Below are 21,936 nucleotides of genomic sequence, written 5' to 3'. Positions count from 1 at the left end.
CCCGTGACACGGCCGCACTCGGCGTCAGTAGATGTGCAGTTTCTCGAGGAGCTGGAGCGGCTCGTCGATCGACTCGAAGAGGTCCTTGTTGTGCTTGATCATCTTGCTGCGCATGTAGACGCGGAGCCACTGCTTGTACATGAACAGCTCGTACTCGTCGAGCAGGTCGTCGAGCGGCAGGTCGGGTCGGGCGATGAGCTCCGCCAGGCGCATCGCGCACTCGAACCCGAGCGAGATCGACTGGAAGTACGGGGACCCGATGGCGGAGTCGCCGGCGAGGAACGCCGGGGCATGCGCGAGGGGGTGGTCGGTGCGTCCCGACCGCAGCCAGCGCCGGTTCGTCGCGTTCCGGGCGCGGTACACGTTGAGCGGGATGCGGACGATCTCCAGGTCTCCGATCAGGTCGCCGTTCGTCTCCTGCCGGATCTTCTCGATGAAGCGGTCCATCGACTCGGCGATGGCGGGGAAGTTCTCACGCAGCCACGCCCCGTCGCAGCGCGGCGGAATCGCCGCGAACTCCTCGGGGGTGATGGTGACGATGCCGGTCACGTGGCTGACGCTTCCGTCGTAGTGCGTGCGATGCACCATCGGGATGAACTTGTACTGGGGGTTCCCGACGTTCTTGTAGTACTTGCAGGACTCGTTGCAGTCGTACGGCTGCCCGTAGAGGAACGTGATGACGAGCGCGTACTCGAGACGGACCGTCATCGTGTTCGCGCGCGCCTCGACGTCGTCCGCCCCGGTGGTCAGGTGGTTCCTGAGGATGGAGCCGCTGCCGGTGCAGTCGACCAGGATGCCGCCCGGATCGAGCATCGCGATCGCGTCCTCTGCCGTGACGATGCCCGACGTGCGTTCGACCGGGCGCGTCGTGCGCGCGTCGATGAGGTCGCTGAGGGACTGCTCGATCTCGTTGAGCGCGCAGAACCCCAGCGACCACTCGTGGAGGAGCGCGCCCAGGTCGCTCGGGATTGCCGCGCGGAACGCGAGGCCGTCGAGGAGCTCGTCGGGATCGAACAGCGCACCGATGCTGTCCCCGTCGATCACGTCCGTCTCGTAGCTCTCGACCGAATCCGCCACGAGGTACGGAGCGAGCTGCACCATCCGCGTGCGCGTGTACGAGGTGCGCTTCTCGTAGAGGTGCACCCGCATGCCCTCGATCGGCTGGAGCAGCGCGGTCAGCATGAGGCCGACCGGGCCTGCGCCGATCACGTGGACGTCGCCGGTGAAGGGGCGGATGCCGGGGCGTACGGTGGCGGGTGACGGGGACATGGAGAGCCTCCTTGCTCGTGCCGCAGCGTGCTCGTGCGGAGCACGCGGCCGACCCAGGCCGGCGGCGGTCGAGACGGAGCCCCCAGCGAGAAACGACCGATCCTCAGCGTACGCCCCGCGGGTCCGTCCGCCTCGGATCGGCCGTCGGTCGCCTACGCGGCGAGCAGCACCCGCATCCGCTCGATCTCGGCGGCCTGCGTCTCGATGATCGCCGCCGACAGCTCGAGCGCTCCCTCGTGCTCGCCCGACGCCTGGTGCTGCTCGGCCATGTCGATCGCGCCCTCGTGATGCGCGATCATCTGCTCGAGGAAGAGCTCCGAACCGGATGCCGCGTCGGCGGCCTCGAGCTCGTCGAGCTGCTCCTCGGTGAGCATGCCGTCCATGGCCATGTCGTGGTCGCCCGACATCCGCGGCACGCCCCACGCGTCGAGCCACGCCTCGAGCTGCTCGATCTCCGGGCCCTGTGCGGCGGCGATCTGCTCGGCGAGGTCGGCCACCTCGGGGTCGACGCCGTCCTTCGCGAGCACGATCGCGCTCATCTCGAGCGCCTGCTCGTGGTGCGGGATCATCATCTGCGCGAACATGACGTCGGCCGCGTTCGCCTCGGCCGCGGCATCCGCGCCGCTCGTGCCGTGGCCGTCGTGGCTCATGCCACCCGTGCCGCTGCTCATGGCCGCGCACCCGGTGAACGCGAGCGCTGCGGCGAGGGCGACGCCGACGACGGCGACTGCGCGTGGGAGAGTCATGGTCGGCCTTTCGTCGGGTCGTTGGAGAGTATACCCCCCTAGGGTATGTCTCGCCACTCGCACACGGTCGTGGAAACATGGCGGAGGAATCTCGCCGACGATGTCGATCCAGCCCCCGGTCCGTTCGACGTGCAAGTGAGGCGGGCGCACGGCCCACCCGACGAAGGAGCGAATCACCATGAAGTACATGCTGATCATGCGGTCCACCCAAGAGGCCGTCGACGCCTTCCAGGACGTCGACTTCGAGGAGGTCATCGCGGCCATGGGCGCCTACAACGAGTCGCTCATCAAGGCCGGCGTCCTGCTCGGCGGCGAGGGCCTCGCGGGCGTCGAGGAGGGCTTCGTCGTGGACTTCGATGCGACGCCCCCGGTCGTGACCGACGGCCCGTACGCCGAGGCGAAGGAGCTCTTCAACGGCTTCTGGATCATCGGCGTCTCGAGCAAGGAGGAGGCCATCGAGTGGGCGAAGCGGTGCCCGCTCGGCCCCGGCTCGAAGCTCGAGGTGCGCCGCGTCAACGAGCTCGAGGACTTCCCGCAGGACAACGAGTGGATCCAGAAGGAGGCCCAGTGGCGCGCCGACGCCGAGGGTCGCCTCGGATCGTCGAGCTGAATGTCCGACGTGACGGATGCCGCGGGCGCGGTCGCACCGGCGGATGACGCCGACGCCGACCGCGCCCGGCGCGCCCTCGCCGCGGTGTGGCGCATCGAATCGGCGCGCATCGTCGCGACGCTGACGCGGTTCGTCGGCGACGTGGGCCAGGCCGAGGACCTCGCGCAGGAGGCGATGCTCGAGGCCATGCGCCAGTGGCCCCTCGAGGGCGTGCCGCGCAACGGCGGCGCCTGGATCACGGCGGTTGCGAAGCGCCGCGCGATCGACGGCTGGCGGCGCCGCGAGCGGCTCGACGAGCGGTATGCCGCGATGGCCCACGACCTCGAGGAGGAGGGGCGCACGGCGTCGGGCACCTTCTGGGACCCTGACACGATCGACGACGACGTGCTCCGGCTCGTGTTCGTCGCATGCCACCCCGTGCTCTCGCGCGAGGCGCAGATCGCGCTCACGCTGCGCATCGTCGGCGGCCTCAGCTCCGAGGAGATCGCCCGCGCGTTCCTCGTCCCGGTCGCGACGATCCAGCAGCGCATCGTGCGGGCGAAGAAGACCCTCGCCGCCGCGAACGTGCCCTTCGAGGTGCCCGAGCCGCAGGACTACGCCGAGCGACTCGGCTCGGTGCTCAGCGTGCTCTACCTGATCTTCAACGAGGGCTACCTGCCTGCGGCGGGCGACCAATGGGTGCGACCGGATGTCTCCGCCGAGGCGCTGCGCCTCGCCCGCATGGCCGCCGGCCTCATGCCGCGCGAGCCCGAGGCGCAGTCGCTGGTGGCGCTCATGGAGTTCCATGCGGCGCGGTTCGCAACGCGCGTGGCGCGCGACGGCACGCCGATCCCCCTCGACGAGCAGGATCGCAGCCGCTGGGACCGCGCCCAGATCGAGCGGGGCCGCGCCGCGCTCGCCCGCGCCGACCGCATCGGACGCGGCCGCGCGTCGTACGGGCTGCAGGCCGCGATCGCCGAGTGCCACGCGGTCGCGCCGACCTCAGCGGACACCGACTGGGGCCGCATCGTGGTGCTCTACGAGGCGCTCGGGCGCATCGCACCGTCGCCCGTGGTCGAGCTGAACCGCGCGGTCGCCGTGGCGATGTCGACGGGTCCCGCGAGCGCGCTCCGCATCGTGGACGACCTCGAGCGCTCCGGACGGCTCGCCGGCTACGCCGGACTCCCCGCCGTGCGCGGCGAGCTGCTCGCCCGCCTCGGGCGCAACGAGGAGGCCCGCGGCGAGCTCGAGAGCGCCGCGCGGCTCACGGGCAACGAGCGCGAGCGGGCGGCGCTCCTCGCGAAGGCGGCGGGGCTCCGCCCGGTGGTCGAGTAGCGCCCGGCGCGGTTCCGGTGGTCGAGTAGCGCCCGGCGGAGCCGGACGCGTATCGAGACCCGTGCTGCGTCTCGATACGCGTCGCCTGCGGCGGCGCTACTCGACGACCGGGCACACCGCGTCGCCTGCGGCGGCGCTACTCGACGACCGGGCACACCGCGTCGCCTGCGGCGGCGCTACTCGACGACCGAAACCGGCTCCGCCGCGGCCTTCGCCGCCTTCCGCTCCCGGCGCCGCTCGCGGCCGCCCTCGACGAGGTCGTAGAGCACGGGCAGCACGATGAGCGTGAGCGCCGTCGACGACACGAGGCCGCCGATCACCACGAGCGCGAGCGGCTGCGAGATGAAGCCGCTGTGGCCGGTCAGTCCGATCGCCATGGGCAGCAACGCGAAGATCGTCGCGAGCGCGGTCATGAGGATCGGACGGAGTCGGCGCGAGGCGCCGTGCAGCAGCGCGTCGCGCACGCTGCGGCCGCGATCGCGGTACTGGTTCACGAGGTCGACGAGCACGATCGCGTTCGTCACCACGATGCCGATGAGCATGAGCACGCCGACGAGCGACGCGACGCCGAGCGGGATGCCCGTGATGACCTGGAGCGCGATCGCGCCCGTGGCGGCGAACGGGATCGACACGAGCAGCAGCAGCGGCTGCAGCAGCGAGCGGAACGTCGCGACCATCACGATGTAGACGATGAGGATCGCCGCGAGCAGGGCGAGGCCGAGCTGCGAGAACGACTCCTGCTGGTCGGCGGTGACGCCGCCGATGGAGGCGGTGGCGCCTGCCGGCAGGTCGGCGCGGGCGACGGCGGCCGACACCTCGGCGCTCGCCGTGCCGAGGTCGCTCCCGCTCGGGGTCGCCGACACCGTGGCGCTGCGCAGGCCCTGCACGGTCGTCACCGACGAGGGGCCCTCGACCTCCTCGACGGTCGCGAGCGAGTCGAGCTGCACGGGACCGATCACCGTGGGCACCGTGAGCGCCGAGAGCTCCTCGACGGTCGTGGGCGGGTCCTCGCTTTCGAGGTAGATCGTGAGCGTCTTCTCGTCGATGACGATCGAGCCGGCCGACTGCGGGTGCATGGCCGCCGAGACGAAGCCGCCGAGGGCGACCTCCGAGTAGCCGGCGGCCGCGGCATCCGACCGGTTCACCTCGACCGCGATGTACTCGCGCGACTCCGACAGGTTGGACGTGACCTGCGACACCGAGTCGAGGTCCTCGACCTCCGACTGCACCGCGTCGGTCGCGGCCTGCAGGTCCTCGGCGTTCGAGGCGGTGACGTCGACCTCGATGTCGTTCGAGGCGCCGAAGCCGCTCGAGGCGGCGAGGGTGATCTCGCCGATGCTGTCGCCGAGGTCGTCGAGTTCGGTGCGCACCTCGTCCTGCAGCGCCTCCTGGTCGGCGTTCTCGTCGGTCGTGACCGAGTAGGTGATGGTGGCGCCGCTGCCGCCGCCGAGCACGGCGGCCAGGCCGCGCCCGCCCGAGCCGATCGAGGTCTGCACCGTCTCGATGCCGTCGATGTCGAGCAGCGTGCGCTCGACGGGCTTCGAGGCCTCGTCCATCGCATCGAGGCTCGTGCCGACCGGCAGCTCCTGCGTGACCTGGAACGTGTTCTGGCCCGACGATCCGAGGAAGTTCGTCTTCATGAAGGGCGTGAGCGCGAGCGTGCCCACGAGCACGAGGCCCGCGATCACGAGCGTGACGACGCCGTGGCGCAGCGTCCACTCGATGATCGGCAGGTAGCCGCGCTGCAGGCGAGACGGGTGCTCGAGCTCGTCGACGACGCCCCCTGAGCCCATCGAAGCGGCCGCGGGCCCCGAATCGTCGACGAACGCCGCCGCGGCGGCCTCCCCCGCGTCGTCGTGCTTGTGGATCTTGGCGGGCTTCAGGAACCAGTACGCGAGAACCGGCACGATCGTGAGCGAGACGAGCAGCGACGCGAGCAACGCGATCGTGACCGTCAGCGAGAACGGGCGGAACAGCTCGCCCGTGACGCCCTCGACCAGCGCGATCGGCAGGAAGACCGCGACGGTGGTGATCGTCGACGCCGTGATCGCCCCCGCGACCTCACGCACGGCGTGCACGATCGTCGAGGCCTTGTCGACGCCCTCGACGAGGTGGCGCTTGATGTTCTCGATCACGACGATGGAGTCGTCGACGACGCGGCCGATGGCGATCGTGAGGGCGCCGAGCGTCAGGATGTTCAGCGTGTAGTCGGCGGCCTGCAGCCCGATGAACGTGATGAGCACCGACGTCGGGATCGAGATGGCCGTCACGAGCGTCGCCCGGATCGACAGCAGGAACACGAGGATCACGAGCACCGCGAACAGGAGTCCGAGCAGGCCCTCGGTCGCGAGCGACTCGATCGACTGCTGGATGTACGGCGCCTGGTCGAACACGACGGTGAACGACGCGCCCGGGTTCGTGGTGTCGAGCGAGGACTCGAGGTCGGGAAGGACAGCGCGCACCTCGTTCGACACGTCGACCGTGTTGGCCGCCGGCAGCTTCGTGACCGAGATCGAGAGCGCGGGCTCGCCGTTCACGCGCGAGATGCTCGTGACCGGGTTGTCGGTGAGCTCGACGGATGCCACGTCGCCGATGGTCGTCGCGGGTTGCGGGACGCCCGGGGTGCCGAGCACCGGCAGCGCCGAGATGCCGTCGACGCCAGTGAGCACCTGGCCGGTCTGCACGGCGAACGTCCGGTCGTCGGCGGTGATCGTGCCCGCCGGCACGAGGAGGCCGTTCTGCGCGAGCGCGTCGCGGATCGCCTGCTGGGTCAACCCGCGGGCTGCGAGTGCGGTCGGGTCGGGCGTGATGGTGACGCGCTGGCCGACGTCGCCGATGAGCGTCGCCTCGCGTACGCCGGGAAGGTCGTTGAGCTCGCCGAGGGTGGTGCGCGAGATCTCGTCGGAGAGCGCGCTGACGTCGTCGGCCCCCGTGACGGCGACGACGATCACGGGGAAGTCGTCGAGGCTCAGCGCGAGCACCCGGGGATCGACGTCCTCGGGCAGCTGGTTCGAGACGCGGTTCACCGCCGAGAGCAGCTTCTGCTCGGCGAACGCGAGGTCGGTGCCGTACGTGAAGCTCGCGACGACGCGCGAGAGGCCCGTCGAGCTCGTGGTCGAGGTGGACTCGAGCCCCGTGATCCCCTGGATCGCGGTCTCGATCGGCGTGGAGACATCCGTGTTCACGACATCGGGCGAGGCGCCCGGGTACGCCGTCACGATCGACAGCTGCGGGAACTCGATCGACGGTGCCAGCTCCTGCTTGAGGTTCGTCAGCGCGATGCCGCCGAAGATGGCGACCACGACGGTCACGAGAGCGATGAGCGCGCGGTTCTTCATGCTGAGCGCGGCAAGCAGGTGCATGCCCCCGATTCTCGCAGGGGCATGCTCGCGGAGATGTCACGGGATGCTGGGAATCCCGCGGATCCCGCGCTGGACCGTCCGACCGACCGGGAGTACCGTCGAGAGGCACGGGGGGGGGTGAGCTCGATGACGACAGCGGATGCCGCACGGCCGATGCCGTGGCTCCGCCTCGCCCTCCTCGGTCTCATCGCCGCCGCGATCTGGCTCGCGTTCAGCCTGTTCTCGTCCACGCACTCGGCGTCGGCCGAGGAGACGCTGCCGGATACGGCCGCGGATGCCGCGGTGGCGGCCGTCTCGGGCGATCAGGGAGAGCCGGCCGCACCGGCTGCCGTCGCCCCTGAGCCCGTCGTCGCCGAGCCCCCGGCGCCCGCCGAGACGACGACTCCCGCGGCCGCGGTCGCAGCCGAGCCCGCCACTGCCGCAACGGCTGCACCCGGTCGTGACGCCGGCTTCGTTCCGCCGGGGCAGGCGAAGGAGAAGGCGGTGCCGCCCGGGCAGGCGACGACGGAGAAGGCCGTCCCGCCGGGGCAGGCGACGGAGAAGGTCCCGCCCGGGCAGGCCGCCAAGCCCGCCGATCGCACCGCACCCGCCTCGCAGAACGCGAACGCGAGCGCGAAGCAGGGCAACGCGAACCAGGGCAACGCGGACCAGGGCTCGACCGCGAGCAGCGGCGCGACCCAGCACGCCGTCCCGCCGTGGCAGGCTACGGAGAAGGCAGTGCCGCCCGGGCAGTCCACCAAGCCCGCCGATCGCACCGCACCCGCCTCGCAGAACGCGAACTCCAACCAGCGCGCGAACGCGAACGAGAACTCGACCACGAACAATGCGCAGCACACGGTGCCGCCGGGGCTCGCCGACAAGCCGGCCGATCACCCGGCCGTCGTGAACGCGGCCGACGTCGCGGCTTCGGCCGATCCCCGGCCGGCCGAACCCGCGGCGCTCGCCGCGATCGGCGCGACGCTGGTCGGGCCCACCTCCGACGCGGTCGCCGGCGTCGGTGCGGGCGTGGACGCCCCCTCCTGGGCGGATCCCGACGCGAACGCCGCCGACGACACGAGCACCCCCGACGCGCCGGCCGGCGCGATCCTGCCGGTGGACGGCACGCCGAACGGCCCCGCCGCATCGGGCTCGCCCGGGGCGGGCGGCGGTGCGGGAACCGGCGGATCCGGCGCGGGCGCCGGCGCGGCCGGGGCATCCGGAACCTCGGACGCGGCACTCACCGCGTTCGGCCTCGACGCGCTCGCGTCGCTGGTGCTCGGCTCGGTCGACGACGAACTGCCGTCGTCGCCGGTCTTCGGCACCGACACCACCCCTGACTGATCGGGGCCGGCTCCGCCTGCCGTGATGCAGGCGTCGAGCGGTCGTCGCTCCCTGCGCGGGAGCAGTCCATCGATCAGTCGGGAGGACCGGGTCATGTCGCGAACCATCACGCAGGCACGTCAGGCGTCGCGCCGCTTCCCCGTGCTCCGCCGCGCCGCCGTGCCCCACGGCGCCTATGAGCTCCGCATCGGGAGGCTCCCGATGCGACGTTGACCGGGTGGGGTCCGGTGCACTGCCCCCAGTGCCGGGCCTCGCCCCTCCCAGGCCGCGCAGCGACCCGACGCGCGCGGCCCCGGCCGCGATCTGAACGCGGCCAGGTGCGGGGCGGCGGAGACACCCGCCCGCCGCCCCGCACCACCTCCCTCGGGAATGATCCCGGGGGCACCGCGGCGCCGTCAGTCGGCGGTCGGCTCCGAGACGGCCAGGTGCATGCCGTGCGAGCCCGGGCCGACCCTCGCGACGGGACGACCGGAATCGATGCCGGCCGCGGGAAGCAGCACCCCGTCGATCAGCGACAGCAGGTACTCGGCGTCGATCGGCTGCTTCTGGATCAGCAGGCGGAACGCGGCCATGGCTGGGGTCACCACGGCCAGCGTCTCGACATCGCAGTCGGCCGGGATCTCGCCGCGTTCGATGGCCCGACGCAGGAAGAGCCGATTCACGGCCACCCGGGGTTCGATGATCGCGGCGTGCGCGGCATCCGCGAGTTCGGGCGAGCTGGAGATCATGCCGAAGAGCCCGCCCATGATGCGCAGCTTGCGCTCGCCCTCCTCGATGGAGCGCGGGCGGATCATGGCGACGAGGTCGCCGCGCAGGGTCCCGGTGTCGGGAAGGTGCTCCGCGTCGAGCTCGCCCGCCTTCATGCATGCCACGGCGTCGAGCACGAGGTCGGCCTTCGAGGTCCACCGCCGGTAGATCGTGGCCTTGCCGGCCTTGGCACGGGCAGCGACCATGTCGATCGTCATCCCGTCGAAGCCCGTCTCGGCGAGAACGTCGATCGCCGCGTCGAGGATCTCGGGGTCGCGGGTGTGATCGCGCTTGCGTCCGAGCTTCGACGCGGGGGCCGACGTCGAGGCCTCGAGCTCGGGGTCGACCATGGAGTCGGGCTGCGTCATCGCGGTCGTCTCCGTTTCTCGCGTGATGCGTGATGTTGCTGACATGTTACTTCAGGAACTGTTCATATCCGAAACTGTCGAGTCTCGTATAGAGTGGCGCGTATGACTTCTGCTCCGGTCGAGACCCAGGCGCCCGCCATCGCCCACTCACGCAGGTGGTGGACCCTCGCCACGGTGGCCCTCGCCCAGCTGATGGTGGTGCTCGACGCGACGGTCGTGAACATCGCCCTGCCCGCCGCGCAGGCCGACCTCGGATTCTCCGACGGCGACCGCCAGTGGGTGATCACCGCCTACTCGCTCGCGTTCGGCAGTCTGCTGCTCCTGGGCGGCCGCCTCTCCGACCTGTGGGGGCGTAAGCGCACGTTCATCATCGGCCTGATCGGCTTCGCCGCCGCGTCCGCCCTCGCCGGCGCCGCTCCCACCTTCGGCGTGCTCGTCACGGGCCGTGCGCTGCAGGGCGCGTTCGGCGCCCTCCTCGCCCCCACCGCCCTGGCCGTGCTCACCACCACCTTTACGATCCCCAAGGAACGCGCACGTGCCTTCGGCGTCTTCGGCGCCATCGCCGGTGCGGGCGGCGCCATCGGCCTCCTGCTCGGCGGATTCCTCACCGAGCAGTTCAACTGGCGATGGAATCTCTACATCAACGTGTTCATCGCGGCGATCGCGATCGTGGGCGCCGCCCTGTTCGTGCGGCACGTCGCACGCACGGGCCCGCGCCCCAAGCTCGACCTGCCCGGCACCGTGCTCGTGTCCGCGGCCCTCTTCCTCCTCGTGTACGGCTTCTCGAACGCCGAGACCGACGGCTGGGACGCACCGCAGACGTGGGGCATGCTCGCGGCATCCGGGGTGCTGCTCGTCGCCTTCGTGCTCTGGCAGCGCCGCGCCGCCCACCCGCTCCTGCCGCTGCCGATCGTGCTCGACCGCAACCGCGGTGCGGCCTACATCTCGGTGTTCATCGCCGGCGCCGGCATGTTCGGCGTCTTCCTGTTCGTCACCTACTACCTGCAGACGTCGCTCGGGTACTCGCCGATCCAGACCGGCCTGGCATTCCTGCCGATGATCCTCATGCTGGTGCTCGCCGCCCAGCTGTCCACGAACATCTTCGTGCCTCGATTCGGCCCGAAGGTCATGGTCCCGATCGGCATGCTCATCGCCTCGGCCGGCATGGTCTACCTCACCCACCTCGACGCGCAGAGCACGTACGCCGTGGACGTCCTGCCGCCGCTCATGATCCTCGGCTTCGGCATGGGCTCGATCATGCCCGCGTCGATGCAGACGGCCACCTTCGGCGTGGAACGATCGTTCGCGGGCGTCGCGTCGGCGATGGTCAGCACGAGCCAGCAGGTCGGCGGGTCCGTCGGCACGGCGTTGCTCAACACGCTCGCCGCGACGGCGGCCACCGACTACATCGCGGCGCACACTCCGCCCACCGAGGCGGTGCTCGCGGATGCCGCGATCCACAGCTACACGGTGGCGTACTGGTGGGGCGCCGGCCTCTTCGCCCTTGGCGCGGTGATCGCGGCGACGCTGTTCCGTCGTCGCAGCGACGGCCCGTCGATCGCCGCCCCGCGCGACGCCCAGTCCGAGACGGTAGGAGCCACCGGAGCCTCCGCCGTCATCTGAGTCGACGGATCAGACCACCGACGCGAGCAGCTCGGGCTCGGGCTCGCCGACGGGCACGTGCCCGAGCGAGCGCCAGGCTCGGGCGAGCGCCTGCACCGCGGCATCCGTCGTCTCGGGGGAGTAGCAGACGGGCAGGCGAAGGAAGCGCTCGAACGCGCCGTCGATGCCGAACCGCGGCCCGGCCGCGACGATGAGGCCCTCGCGGCGGGCGGCGAGTGCGAGCTGCGAGCTCACGGGAGCGCCGAGGCCGACCCAGGTGACGATGCCGCCGTCGACGTGCGGCACCTCCCACTCGGGCAGGTGGCGGGCGACGAGCTCCTCGAGGCGGTCGCGGCCGGCGCGGAGTTGCCCGCGGCGCAGTTCGAGGATCTCGTCCATGCGGGGCAGGAGCCGCGTGACGATGAGCTGCTCGAGGATGGGCGTTCCGAGGTCGCCGGGCGAGCGCACGGCGAGGAGGCGGCGGATGAGCGGGCGCTCGGCCCGGATCCAGCCGACGCGCAGGCCGCCCCACACGGTCTTGCCGACCGAGCCGATGAGCACGGCCGGCCCGTCGGCGGCCATGGGCGGGAAGTGGCCCGGGCGGTCGATCGAGAGCTCGGCGGTGGTCTCGTCGGCGACGACGACCGTGCCCTGGCGGGCGGCGGCGTCGAGCACGCGCGCCCGCGACACCCGGCTCATGGTGCGGCCCGTCGGGTTCTGGAAGTCGGGGATGACGTACGCCATGACCGGATTCGAGTGCCGGATGGCCTGCACGAGGCCCATGGTCTCCTCGCGATCGTCGAGGTCGTCGTCGACGTCGTGCGGCGAAACCGGCACAGGAACGAGCCGGGCGCCCGCCGCTCGCAGCGCCTCGTAGGCGTGCGGGTAGATCGGCACCTCGGTGACGGCGCGGTCGCCGCGGCCGATGAGCGCGCGGGACAGCAGGGCGATGGCGTGCTGCGCGCCGATGGTGACCATGATCTGGTCGGGCGTGGTCGGCAGGCCGCGGGCCGTGTAGCGGTCGGCGATCGCCTGCCGGAGCGCGGACGCACCGATCGGGTCGAAGCCCGCGTCGAGCAGGTGCGCGGGCAGGTCCTCGACCGCCTGGCGGGCGATCTCGGGCAGCCACGGCAGTGCGGTGGGCGCGGCCTTGGAGAAGTCGATGTACTCGGCCTCGGGGGGCGCCGGCAGGATGGCGGGCGCGCCGGTCAGGCGAGCGACGCTGCCCGACCCGCGCACGCTGTGCAGGTTGCCCTGCTCGCGCAGGTGCCGGTAGGCCGCGGTCACGGTCGTGCGGCTGAGCCCGAGCCGCTCGGCGAGGTCGCGCTCGGCGGGCAGCCGGGTGTCGACGGCGATGCGCCCGTCGACGATGAGCAGTCGGATGCGCTCGGCGAGCGCCTCGTAGGCACTGCCGGGTCCGCGCCAGTCGCCGAGGAGGAGCTCGAGGGAACGCGCGGTCAGCGCGAGATCGGCCATAAGGCCACTTTAGGCGAATTGGCTATATGAGAACAGGCCAATCATGGAATTGGATTGGGACATGCTTCGCCGACCGACCGATCCCGCGCCCGTGCTCGTCCGACGATTCGTGCAGCTCTTCGTCGGGCTGTTCCTCTACGGCATCGGCATCGCGCTCATCGTGCGCGGCGAGCTCGGCGTCGCCCCGTGGGACGTGCTCACGCAGGGCATCGCGAAGCAGACCGGCCTCAACTTCGGGCTCATCACGATCCTCACGAGCGGCGTCGTGCTGCTGCTCTGGATCCCCATCCGGCAGAAGCCGGGCTTCGGCACGGTCATGAACGCGCTGCTGGTCGGCCCGTTCGCCGACCTCGGCCTGTGGCTCATCCCGCCGGGCCTCGACCTCTGGATCCGCGCGCTGCTGCTGCCCGCCGGCATCGTGGTGCTCGCGATCGCGACCGGCCTCTACATCGGCGCGCACTTCGGCCCCGGCCCGCGCGACGGCCTCATGACGGGCCTGCACCGGGTGACCGGCTGGAAGATCTGGATCGTGCGCACGGGCATCGAGGTCGTCGTGCTCGCGGCCGGCTGGCTGCTCGGCGGCGACGTCGGCATCGGCACGCTCGCCTTCGCGCTGCTCATCGGGCCGCTCTGCGGCTACACGATCCCGCTGTTCGCGATCCGGCGCTCCGAGCGGATGCCGGCGGATCGGGTGCAGGCGCGACGGACGCGCGTCCGCGCAGGCACGGGCGCCGTTCCGGTGGTCGAGTAGCGCCGGCCGCGCGGTCCGGTGGTCGAGGAGCGCCGGCCGCACGTTCCGGTGGTCGAGTAGCGCCGGCCGCAGGCCGACGCGTATCGAGACCTCGTGCTGCGTCTCGATACGCGTCGCTGCGCGGCGCTACTCGACGACCGGGTGCCGATCGCCCCCGAGGCTGGGACACCTCGGGGGCGATACGCGTCGCGCTCCGCGCGGCGCTACTCGACGACCGAACTACAGGTTGCGCTCGGCGTACGCGGTCATCGCGTCGCGCACGAACTCCGCGCCCGCCTGGCCGCCGTAGTTGGCGCCGAAGCGCGGATCCGCCACGTACATCTCGGCGAGGCCGAGGAAGTACTCCCTCGACGGGCCCTCCGCGCCGCCGCCGGGCGTGCCGGGGATGCCGCGGAGCCAGTCGAACTGGCGCTGGGCCAGCGCCTGCGCCTCCTCGCCGGCGGGGTCGACGCCCCGCTCGTGGGCCGCGATCCAGTCGCTGCCGAGCTGCGCCGCGAGCTGCTGCCATGCGGCCTTCTCGTCGGCGCTCATCGAGCGCCACCACGCGTCGCCCTTCGCGTACGCGTCCTTCCCCCAGCGCTCCTCGACCTCCTCCTTGTACTGGGTGTGGTCGAAGCCGTCGAACATCTGCTCTGCCATGAGTCGTTCACCTCCTTCCAGTGCTCCGATGGTGCGTTCGACCGACGCGATCTGCCGCGCCAGCCTGCTCTGCTCCTCGCGCAGCCACTCGAGGTGGCGGCGCAGGGCGCGCTCGGCGTCGGCCTCGCGGTCGAGCACCTCCGCGATGGCGGGGAGCCCGAGGCCGAGGTCGCGTAGCAGCATGATGCGCTGCAGCCGCACGAGCGCGTCGTCGTCGTAGTAGCGGTAGCCGTTGCCGCCGACCCGCGTCGGCGGCAGCAACCCGATGTCGTCGTAGTGCCGCAGCGTGCGGCTCGTCGTCCCGGCGATCTTCGCGATCTCCTGGATCGACCAGTCGGCGACCCTCGTTCCCGTGTCCATGGCATCCACGCTAGACATTGACGCAGCGTCAATGTCAAGCGATGCGGCATCCGATCGCTTGCAATCGTGGCAAACGCGATATATCGTGATCTCATCACAAACGCGATATATCGCGAAAACCAGCAGGGCGACGGATGCCGCCGGCACCCCGGTCCCGCAGAAGGAGAACACCATGGCCATCGAGAAGTGGGTCATCGCACCCGGCGACTCCCGGGTCATCGACCTCGAACTCGTCCGCAAGCTCAAGGTGAGCCTGATCGGCGGCAAGGTCGACGTGATCGCCCACGACGAGCCCGGCGCACGCATCGAGGTCTCGGGCGTCACCGGCAAGGACCTCATGGTCTCGATCGACGGCGACTCCCTCGAGATCGACCACCCGCAACTGCGGTGGGACAACTTCCTCGAGGCGTTCAAGGGCTTCGTGGGCAGCGCCAAGGCCGAGGTGTCGATCCTCGCGCCGCGCAGCGTCGCGCTGAAGCTCGGCGTGGTCTCGGGCGACGCGCTCGTGTCGGGCTTCGCGGGCGACGCCCGGTTCAGCACCGTCTCGGGCGACGTGGTCGTCGACAGCCACGAGGGCGACATCGAGCTCTCGAGCGTGTCGGGCGAGCTCTCGGCCGGCAACCACACGGGCCGCATCACCGCGCACACCGTGTCGGGCGACGTGGTCGCGACCGGCGACATCGTCTCGTTCAACGCCGACACGGTCGCCGGCAACATGATCGTCGACGCGTTCAGCACGCCGAGCCGCATCGACAGCAACACCGTGTCGGGCGACCTCACGGTGCGCTTCGAGCCCGGCTCGGGCGCGCGTTACCGCATCAACACCGTCGGCGGCACGGTGCTCCTCGACGACATGACCGTGAAGGGCATGCTCGGCAAGGGCTTCGAGCGCACGGTCGGCGAGCTCGCCGGCAAGTGGCTCGACCTCGGCGCGAACAGCGTGTCGGGCAGCATCTCGATCATGCGTCGCGAGGCGCCGGCGACGGCGGGTGCGGCGAGCGCCGCGGCCGGCACGACCGCGGGCGACGGCGAGGCGTCGGCATGACCCCGCCGGTCTTCGCCCACGGCAACCTGCGCCTCTACCTGCTCGCACTGCTGGAGGAGCAGCCCCGTCACGGCTACGAGCTCATCCAGGCCCTCTCCGACCGGTTCGGCGGCACCTACAGCCCGAGCGCCGGCACGATCTATCCCCGCCTCGCGAAGCTCGAGGAGGAGGGACTGGTCACGAAGACCGCCGACGGCCGCAAGACCGTCTACGAGATCACGGCCGCCGGTCGGGCCGAGGTCGACTCCCGCCGCAACGACCTCGACGCCATCGAGGACGACCTGACCGACTCGGTGCGACGCCTCGCCGACGGCGTCCGCGCCGAGGTGAACGACGCCATGCGCTCGCTGCGCGCCGAGCTCGCGAGCGCCGCGCGCGAGGCCAAGCGGGCCGCGACGAGCACCTCGGCGAGCGCCGCGTCGAACGTGCCGGGCTACGGCAGCGACACGAGCCGTGCCGTGCACGAGGCCGACCTGGTGCTCAACGAGTTCCGGCAGCAGCTCCGCACCGACCTGCGCACGCACGCCCATCGCGGCGCCGTGACCGCCGACTCGGTGGGACTGCTCAAGGCCCGGCTCGCACAGGTTCGCGCCGACGTGCTGGCCTCGCTGGTCGATCGCTGACACCGCCCCCGCACGGCCTCGCGCCGTGTCGGGGGCCGGTGCTGTGATGGGGGCATGACGGATGTCACGCTCCACCCCTGGTCACCGGGTGACCTCGACCTGCTGCGCCGGGCCAACACACACGAGCTCATGGACCAGCTCGGCGGCCCCGAAGACGACGAGCACGTGATCGCGCGGCACGAGCGTTACCTCCGGCTGCAGCGCGAGGGCACCGCCCACCAGTTCCGCATCGCGATCCCCGGCCACCCCGAGGGCGTCGGCATCGTGGGCTACTGGGATCGCGACGACGACGGCGAGCACGTGCTCGAGGCCGGCTGGTCGGTCGAGGAGGCCTACCGCGGCCAGGGCATCGCGCCGGCCGCGGTGATCGCCATGCTCGACTGGGCGCGCGCCAACGGCGACACCCTGCCCGTGCACGCCTATCCGCGGGTCGACAACCCCGCGTCGAACGCGGTCTGCCGCAAGGCGGGCTTCGCGCTCGTCCGCGAGGCCGATTTCGAGCTCACGCCCGGCAACGTGCATCGCCTGAACGACTGGGTCGTCGAGCTCGCCCCCGCCCGGGCGTAGCCTGCAGGGGTGCTCGCCTACCTCGCCGTCGCCGTCGGCGGCCTCATCGGCACCGGCCTGCGGCTCGCATGCGACCTGGCGTTCCCCCACGGCGACGGCGACTTCCCGATCGAGACCCTCCTCGTGAACCTCGTCGGCGCGTTCGTGCTCGGCTGGCTCGTGGGCGGGCTCTGGACGCGGCCGACCACCCCGACCTGGTTCAAGGCCGGCCTCGGATCGGGCGTCATCGGCTCGTTCACGACGCTCTCGGCGGTCATGGCCTCGCTCATCGTGCTGACCGGAGCGGGCGAGGCGTGGCTCGCGGCGCTCTACCTCCTCGTCTCGGTCGTGGGCGGACTCGCGCTCGCGGCCGCAGGCCTGCGCATCGGGTCGCTCATCGCCCACCGTCCGATGCCCACCGAGATCACGGATGCCGGAGAGACCCTGTGACGGGCGGCCTGACCCCGGTGGTCGTGGTCGCCGTGCTCCTCGCGGGGGCCGGCGGCGCCCTCCTGCGATACGCGCTGTCGCGTGCGCTCCCGGTGCGCCCCGGACACCTGCCCGGCGGCATCCTCATCGTGAACGTCGTCGGCTCGGGCGTCGCCGGCGCCCTCATCGGGCTCGCCGAGCGCACGGCACTCGACGGCGACCTGCGCCTGATCCTCGTCACGGGCTTCTGCGGCGGCCTCACGACGTTCAGCACGTGGACGGTCGAGACGGTCGAGCTGCTCGACGGCGGCCGCTGGCGCGCTGCGATCCTCAACGTGGTCGTGACCCTCGTGCTGGGGCTCGCGGCGGCGGCGGGCATGTACCTGATCACGCGCTGAAACGATGTAGCGGCGGGTCTCCCGGTCCACCGACTTGACTTGCGCCTGCGCAGGTGTAGTGTCATCCGCCGTGACGAACGAGGCGGGCACACCCGCTGAACCCAAGCCGGCCGGAGCCACGGCCGCACCCGCCGAACTCAAGTCGGCGAAGCACTGGATCATCGGCGAACCGCTGCCGACCGAGCGGCTCGAGGGCCAGCTGCTCCCGAAGTCGCTGGCACTCCCGATCTTCGCGAGCGACCCGCTCTCCTCCGTGGCGTACGCGCCGCAGGAGCTCGTCATGATCCTGCTCGTGGGCGGGCTCGCGTTCCTGTCGTTCACGCCGTGGGTCGCCCTCGCGGTCGTGGTGCTGCTCATCACGGTCGTGGCGAGCTACCGGCAGCTCATCCGGGCCTACCCGTCGGGCGGCGGCGACTACGAGGTGGCGCACCGCAACCTCGGCGAGAAGGCCGGCCTCGTCGTGGCATCCGCCCTGCTCGTCGACTACGTCATGACGGTCGTCGTGTCGGTCGCGTCGGGCGTCGACAACATCATCTCGGCGATCCCCGAGCTGAACCCGTTCCGCGTCGAGCTCGCGATCGTGTTCGTCATCATCCTCGCCGCCGTGAACCTGCGGGGCGTGAGCGAGTCGTCGAAGGCGTTCGCGATCCCGACGTACCTGTTCATCGGCAGCGTCTTCATCATGATCGTGGTGGGCCTCACGCGCACCGCGCTCGGCGACCCGCCCGTGGCGGAGTCCGCCGCCTATGGCGTCCAGGCCGAGTCCCTCACGCAGGCGGCGGTCATCCTGCTGCTGCTGCGGTCCTTCGCGAGCGGATGCTCCGCGCTCACCGGCGTCGAGGCGATCTCGAACGGCGTGCCCGCGTTCCGCCTTCCCAAGGTCCGCAACGCGCAGGCGACCCTCGTCGCGATGGGCGGCATCGCGATCATCCTCTTCGCGGGCCTCACCGCGATGGCGCTCATCTCGAATGTGCACTACGCCGAGGATCCATGCCATCTCATCGGCTGGACCGAGTGCGCCACCCAGCCGCAGCCGAGCCTGATGGCGCAGGTCGCCGCGGCGACGTTCGGCGGCGACTCGTTCCCGTTCTACGTCATCCAGGCGGCGACGGCCCTCGTGCTGCTGCTCGCGGCGAACACCGCGTTCAACGGATTCCCGCTGCTCGGCTCGGTGCTCGCGCGCGACGGCTACGCGCCGAAGTCGCTCTCGACGCGCGGCGACCGCCTCATCTACTCGAACGGCGTGATCATCCTCGCGCTCGTGGCCATCGCGATCCTCGTGATCTTCCAGGCGAACCTCACGGTGTTGATCCAGCTCTACATCATCGGCGTGTTCGTGTCGTTCACGATCGGCCAGACGGGGATGGTGCGGCACTGGCTGCGCGAGCTGTCGCGGCGGCGGCATCCGGCCAAGGGCCCGTCGAAGAAGGCGCCTGCGCACGGCGACGGCGCCCAGCCGCTCTCGCAGGGCGCGATCATGCGCGCGCTCGTCATCAACGCGATCGGCGCGGCCATGACCGCGGTCGTGCTCATCGTCGTCACGGTCACGAAGTTCACGCATGGCGCGTGGATCGTGTTCGTGATGATGCCCATCCTGTTCTTCCTCATGATGGGCGTGCACCGCTACTACCGCGACGTCGAGCGGGAGATCGAGGTCGATCCCACGACGACGTTCGGCGCCACCGGCGACCACGCGATCGTGCTGGTCGGCCGCATGCAGAAGCCGACGCTGAAGGCGCTCGACTACGCGATCGCGGCGCGGCACGACTCCCTCGAGGCCGTGCACGTCTCCATCGACGACGACGCGACCAAGCGCCTGAAGAAGGACTGGGTCAAGCAGAACATCCACGTGAAACTGCGGATCCTGTCGTCGCCGTACCGCGACCTCAGCTACCCGCTCATCCAGTACATCAAGAACCGTCGTGAGGAGCACGGCTCCGAGGTGATCACGGTCTACATGCCGCAGTACATCGTGGGCCACTGGTGGGAGAACATCCTGCACAATCACAAGGCCCGTCGCATCCGCCAGAAGCTGCTGCTCGTGCACGGCGTGACGGTCGCGCTGGTGCCGTGGCTGCTCGACTCGTCGGACCTGATCTACGGTCGCCGCTCGCGACCGCTGCCCGGCCAGGACCGTCGCGGCGAGCCGGTGCGGCCGATCCCGAGGCGAGCGGCGACCGAGAAGCCGGCCGCGCAGCCGCGCCGGTAGACTCCGCGGCATGGCCGACGTCGACCCCGAGGTCCGCAAGCTCATCGACTCCGTCGAGAACCCGGTGCGGCGTCGCGACGCCGAGACGCTCGTCGAGCTCATGTCGCGCGCCACGGGCCAGCCCGCCCGCATCGCCTACTCGGGCATCGTCGGGTTCGGCACGTACCACTACCACTACGAGAGCGGTCGCCAGGGCGACGCCCCCGGCGCAGGGTTCGCACCTCGCAAGCCCGCGACGACGATCTACCTCAACGACGGCGTCGCCGCGCACGCCGACGAGCTCGAGCACCTGGGCCCGCACACCACGGGCGTCGGATGCCTCTACGTGAAGGACCTCGAGCAGGTCGACCTCGACGCGCTCGAGCGAGTCGTTCGCTCGTCGTACGAGGCGTTGACCCGTCCGGTGGTCGAGTAGCGCGCCGCGCAGCGCCGCCGCACCCCGGTGGTCGAGTAGCGCGCCGCGCAGCGGCACGCGTATCGAGACCCCACGTGTTCGCGTCTCGATACGCGTCGCCTCCGGCGGCGCTGCTCGACGACCGGGTTAGAGCATCGCCATGATCTGGCGGGCGATCATGCGGCCCGCGCGGTTCGCACCGATGGTCGACGCCTGGGGACCGTAGCCCGCGAGGAAGATGCGCGGGTCGTTCCACGACGCGCCCTGCCCCACGGTGACGCCGCCGGCGCGCTCGCGCAGCCGGAGCGCCGACAGGTGGCGCAGCTCGGGACGGAAGCCCGTCGCCCAGATGATCGCGTCGGCGCGAGCCATGCCGCCCGCGTCGCCGTCCCAGACGACGCGGTCGGGCTCGATGCGATGGAACATCGGGCGGGCGACGAGCAGGCCACGGTCGATGCCCGCCGCGATGCGGCGGCTCTTCGGCACGCCCGTGCCGCTCACGACCGAGGGCAGGGCGCGCCCGGAGCGCGCGGCCTCGTCCTGCAGGGCGACCGCGGCCGACGCGCCCTCCAGGTCGAGCTCCTGGCGGTCGAGCCAGTCGATCGGTCGCCGCGACACCCAGGTGAGGCCGGCCGCCACGCCCTCGAGCTCGAGCATGAAGCCGATGGCCGACGTGCCGCCGCCGACCACGACGACGTGCTGGTCGCGGAAGTCCTCGGCGTCGACGAAGTCGGACGTGTGCAGGTGCCGGCCGGCGAAGTCGGACATGCCGGGGTAGTACGGCACGAACGGCGAGCCCCAGGTACCGGTCGCGTTCACGAGGAACTGGGTCGCGATCCCGTGACGCGGGACCCCGGAATCCTCGGACGTGCGGCGGCGGCGGCCGAAGAAGCCCCGCGACTTCAGCTCCTCGATCGGCTGGGGCGCGAGGTCCTCGGAGGTCACCAGTAGGTCGGCGCCCTCGTTGACCACCGAGCGCACGTTCATCGGGCGCCGCACGCGCAGGTCGAAGTGCTGCTCGAACCGCCCGTAGTAGTCGGCGACGACGTCCTTGGCGGGCAGCGTGCGGTCGGCGGTGTCGAAGCTCAGGCCGAGTTCGGCCATGCCGGGCAGGTCGTTCACGCGGTGCGCGGTGCCCAGTCGGAGGGACGACCACCGGTGCTGCCACGCCCCGCCGGGCCCGGGCGCGCGGTCGAGCATGACGAAGTCCTCGTCGGCGACGAGCTCGAACCGACGCAGGTAGTAGGCGACGGAGAGGCCGGCCTGCCCGGCGCCGATCACCACGACCTTCACGCGTTCCGGGTCCGACATCACGGAGACCATCTCAGCACGGGATCCTGTGTGCTCGCGCACGTCGTTCCGCCCCGTCCGAGGGGTGCTCGGAAGGTTGTGCACGGCGCAGGCCGTGCCCGATCCGCGGTGCTAAACTGGCGGTCGGACGAATTTCATCTATCAGAGAGCGCCGGGTGACGACCATCCCACCCGGCCAGACGTCGTAAGGGGGTCACGCATGGGGCGCGGCCGTCAGAAAGCCAAGCACACCAAGGTCGCTCGGGAGCTGAAGTACTTCAGCCCGAACACCGACTATTCGGCGCTTGAGCGCGAGCTCACCAGTTCGCACCATGACGAGCACGATGACGAGATGTCGAAATGGTCGGAGTATTCCGACGACGACGACACCTACGTCACGGGCGACGAGCAACGCGCCTGAGCGCGATCGACGTCGCA

Annotated in this window: 20 protein-coding genes; 13 read left to right on the top strand and 7 right to left on the bottom strand. The window is 71.1% G+C overall.

Features of this window, described 5'->3' with window-relative positions; genetic code table 11:
* Nucleotides 1-24 precede the first annotated feature (24 nt).
* Nucleotides 25-1,269 (bottom strand): hypothetical protein, encoded by a 1,245-nt coding sequence (locus ACFVN5_RS03720; RefSeq protein WP_376953302.1) that lies wholly within the window; start codon nucleotides 1,267-1,269, stop codon nucleotides 25-27.
* A gap of 152 nt (nucleotides 1,270-1,421) precedes the next feature.
* Complete coding sequence (locus tag ACFVN5_RS03715) at nucleotides 1,422-2,015, bottom strand: DUF305 domain-containing protein (RefSeq protein WP_376953301.1); 594 nt, start codon at nucleotides 2,013-2,015, stop codon at nucleotides 1,422-1,424.
* Nucleotides 2,016-2,193: 178 nt separating this feature from the next.
* On the opposite strand from ACFVN5_RS03715, the gene ACFVN5_RS03710 reads away from it, so the two are divergent.
* Nucleotides 2,194-2,625, top strand: a complete 432-nt coding sequence (locus ACFVN5_RS03710) for a YciI family protein (RefSeq protein ID WP_376953300.1) — start codon at nucleotides 2,194-2,196, stop codon at nucleotides 2,623-2,625.
* Nucleotides 2,626-3,939: an RNA polymerase sigma factor gene (locus tag ACFVN5_RS03705; protein ID WP_376953299.1), complete on the top strand. Its 1,314-nt coding sequence runs from the start codon at nucleotides 2,626-2,628 to the stop codon at nucleotides 3,937-3,939.
* Nucleotides 3,940-4,115: 176 nt separating this feature from the next.
* On the opposite strand, the gene ACFVN5_RS03700 is transcribed toward ACFVN5_RS03705, so the two are convergent.
* Nucleotides 4,116-7,301, bottom strand: a complete 3,186-nt coding sequence (locus tag ACFVN5_RS03700) for an efflux RND transporter permease subunit (protein ID WP_376953298.1) — start codon at nucleotides 7,299-7,301, stop codon at nucleotides 4,116-4,118.
* Nucleotides 7,302-7,427: 126 nt separating this feature from the next.
* Between ACFVN5_RS03700 and ACFVN5_RS03695 the strand changes: the two genes are divergently transcribed.
* A complete protein-coding gene (locus ACFVN5_RS03695) occupies nucleotides 7,428-8,621 on the top strand; it encodes a hypothetical protein (protein WP_376953297.1) in 1,194 nt (397 codons plus the stop codon).
* Between the two features lie 395 nt (nucleotides 8,622-9,016).
* Here the strand turns inward: ACFVN5_RS03695 and ACFVN5_RS03690 are convergent, their stop codons facing one another.
* Nucleotides 9,017-9,736: a TetR/AcrR family transcriptional regulator gene (locus ACFVN5_RS03690; RefSeq protein ID WP_376953296.1), complete on the bottom strand. Its 720-nt coding sequence runs from the start codon at nucleotides 9,734-9,736 to the stop codon at nucleotides 9,017-9,019.
* A 102-nt stretch (nucleotides 9,737-9,838) separates the two neighbouring features.
* Between ACFVN5_RS03690 and ACFVN5_RS03685 the strand changes: the two genes are divergently transcribed.
* Entirely contained in the window at nucleotides 9,839-11,359 is a 1,521-nt protein-coding gene (locus ACFVN5_RS03685; RefSeq protein WP_376953295.1) for a DHA2 family efflux MFS transporter permease subunit, read from the top strand.
* A 9-nt stretch (nucleotides 11,360-11,368) separates the two neighbouring features.
* Here the strand turns inward: ACFVN5_RS03685 and ACFVN5_RS03680 are convergent, their stop codons facing one another.
* A complete protein-coding gene (locus tag ACFVN5_RS03680) occupies nucleotides 11,369-12,814 on the bottom strand; it encodes a PLP-dependent aminotransferase family protein (RefSeq protein WP_376953293.1) in 1,446 nt (481 codons plus the stop codon).
* Nucleotides 12,815-12,875: 61 nt separating this feature from the next.
* Between ACFVN5_RS03680 and ACFVN5_RS03675 the strand changes: the two genes are divergently transcribed.
* Nucleotides 12,876-13,565 carry a YitT family protein gene (locus ACFVN5_RS03675; protein ID WP_376953291.1) on the top strand — a complete coding sequence of 230 codons (690 nt, stop codon included), beginning with the start codon at nucleotides 12,876-12,878 and terminating at the stop codon, nucleotides 13,563-13,565.
* A gap of 219 nt (nucleotides 13,566-13,784) precedes the next feature.
* Here ACFVN5_RS03675 and ACFVN5_RS03670 read toward each other — a convergent pair whose 3' ends face one another.
* A complete protein-coding gene (locus ACFVN5_RS03670; protein ID WP_376953290.1) occupies nucleotides 13,785-14,564 on the bottom strand; it encodes a MerR family transcriptional regulator in 780 nt (259 codons plus the stop codon).
* Between the two features lie 172 nt (nucleotides 14,565-14,736).
* On the opposite strand from ACFVN5_RS03670, the gene ACFVN5_RS03665 reads away from it, so the two are divergent.
* The 7 genes from ACFVN5_RS03665 to ACFVN5_RS03635 all read left to right on the top strand — a co-directional run bounded on the left by ACFVN5_RS03665 (nucleotide 14,737) and on the right by ACFVN5_RS03635 (nucleotide 20,229).
* Nucleotides 14,737-15,609 (top strand): DUF4097 family beta strand repeat-containing protein, encoded by an 873-nt coding sequence (locus tag ACFVN5_RS03665; RefSeq protein WP_376953289.1) that lies wholly within the window; start codon nucleotides 14,737-14,739, stop codon nucleotides 15,607-15,609.
* Nucleotides 15,606-16,232, top strand: a complete 627-nt coding sequence (locus tag ACFVN5_RS03660; RefSeq protein WP_376953287.1) for a PadR family transcriptional regulator — start codon at nucleotides 15,606-15,608, stop codon at nucleotides 16,230-16,232. Before ACFVN5_RS03665 ends, ACFVN5_RS03660 begins: the two co-directional genes overlap by 4 nt.
* A 54-nt stretch (nucleotides 16,233-16,286) precedes the next feature.
* Complete coding sequence (locus ACFVN5_RS03655; RefSeq protein ID WP_376953286.1) at nucleotides 16,287-16,799, top strand: GNAT family N-acetyltransferase; 513 nt, start codon at nucleotides 16,287-16,289, stop codon at nucleotides 16,797-16,799.
* A gap of 9 nt (nucleotides 16,800-16,808) precedes the next feature.
* The gene (locus tag ACFVN5_RS03650; protein WP_376953285.1) at nucleotides 16,809-17,228 is read left to right on the top strand and encodes a fluoride efflux transporter FluC; all 420 of its coding nucleotides are present in this window, start codon (nucleotides 16,809-16,811) and stop codon (nucleotides 17,226-17,228) included.
* Entirely contained in the window at nucleotides 17,225-17,605 is a 381-nt protein-coding gene (crcB, locus tag ACFVN5_RS03645) for a fluoride efflux transporter CrcB (protein ID WP_376953284.1), read from the top strand. The genes ACFVN5_RS03650 and crcB overlap by 4 nt, the downstream gene beginning before the upstream one ends.
* A 157-nt stretch (nucleotides 17,606-17,762) precedes the next feature.
* Complete coding sequence (locus tag ACFVN5_RS03640; protein WP_376954306.1) at nucleotides 17,763-19,814, top strand: APC family permease; 2,052 nt, start codon at nucleotides 17,763-17,765, stop codon at nucleotides 19,812-19,814.
* 10 nt (nucleotides 19,815-19,824) lie between these two features.
* Entirely contained in the window at nucleotides 19,825-20,229 is a 405-nt protein-coding gene (locus ACFVN5_RS03635; protein WP_376953283.1) for a DUF1801 domain-containing protein, read from the top strand.
* Nucleotides 20,230-20,355: 126 nt separating this feature from the next.
* Here ACFVN5_RS03635 and ACFVN5_RS03630 read toward each other — a convergent pair whose 3' ends face one another.
* The gene (locus tag ACFVN5_RS03630; protein ID WP_376954305.1) at nucleotides 20,356-21,522 is read right to left on the bottom strand and encodes an NAD(P)-binding domain-containing protein; all 1,167 of its coding nucleotides are present in this window, start codon (nucleotides 21,520-21,522) and stop codon (nucleotides 20,356-20,358) included.
* Nucleotides 21,523-21,718: 196 nt separating this feature from the next.
* Here ACFVN5_RS03630 and ACFVN5_RS03625 point away from each other — a divergent pair, with 196 nt between their 5' ends.
* Entirely contained in the window at nucleotides 21,719-21,919 is a 201-nt protein-coding gene (locus tag ACFVN5_RS03625; protein ID WP_376953282.1) for a DUF3073 domain-containing protein, read from the top strand.
* Nucleotides 21,920-21,936: the final 17 nt, after the last annotated feature.

This window comes from Agromyces sp. NPDC057865 (assembly GCF_042796995.1).
Lineage (GTDB): Bacteria > Actinomycetota > Actinomycetes > Actinomycetales > Microbacteriaceae > Agromyces.
This window is presented reverse-complemented; position numbering and strand designations above follow the sequence as displayed.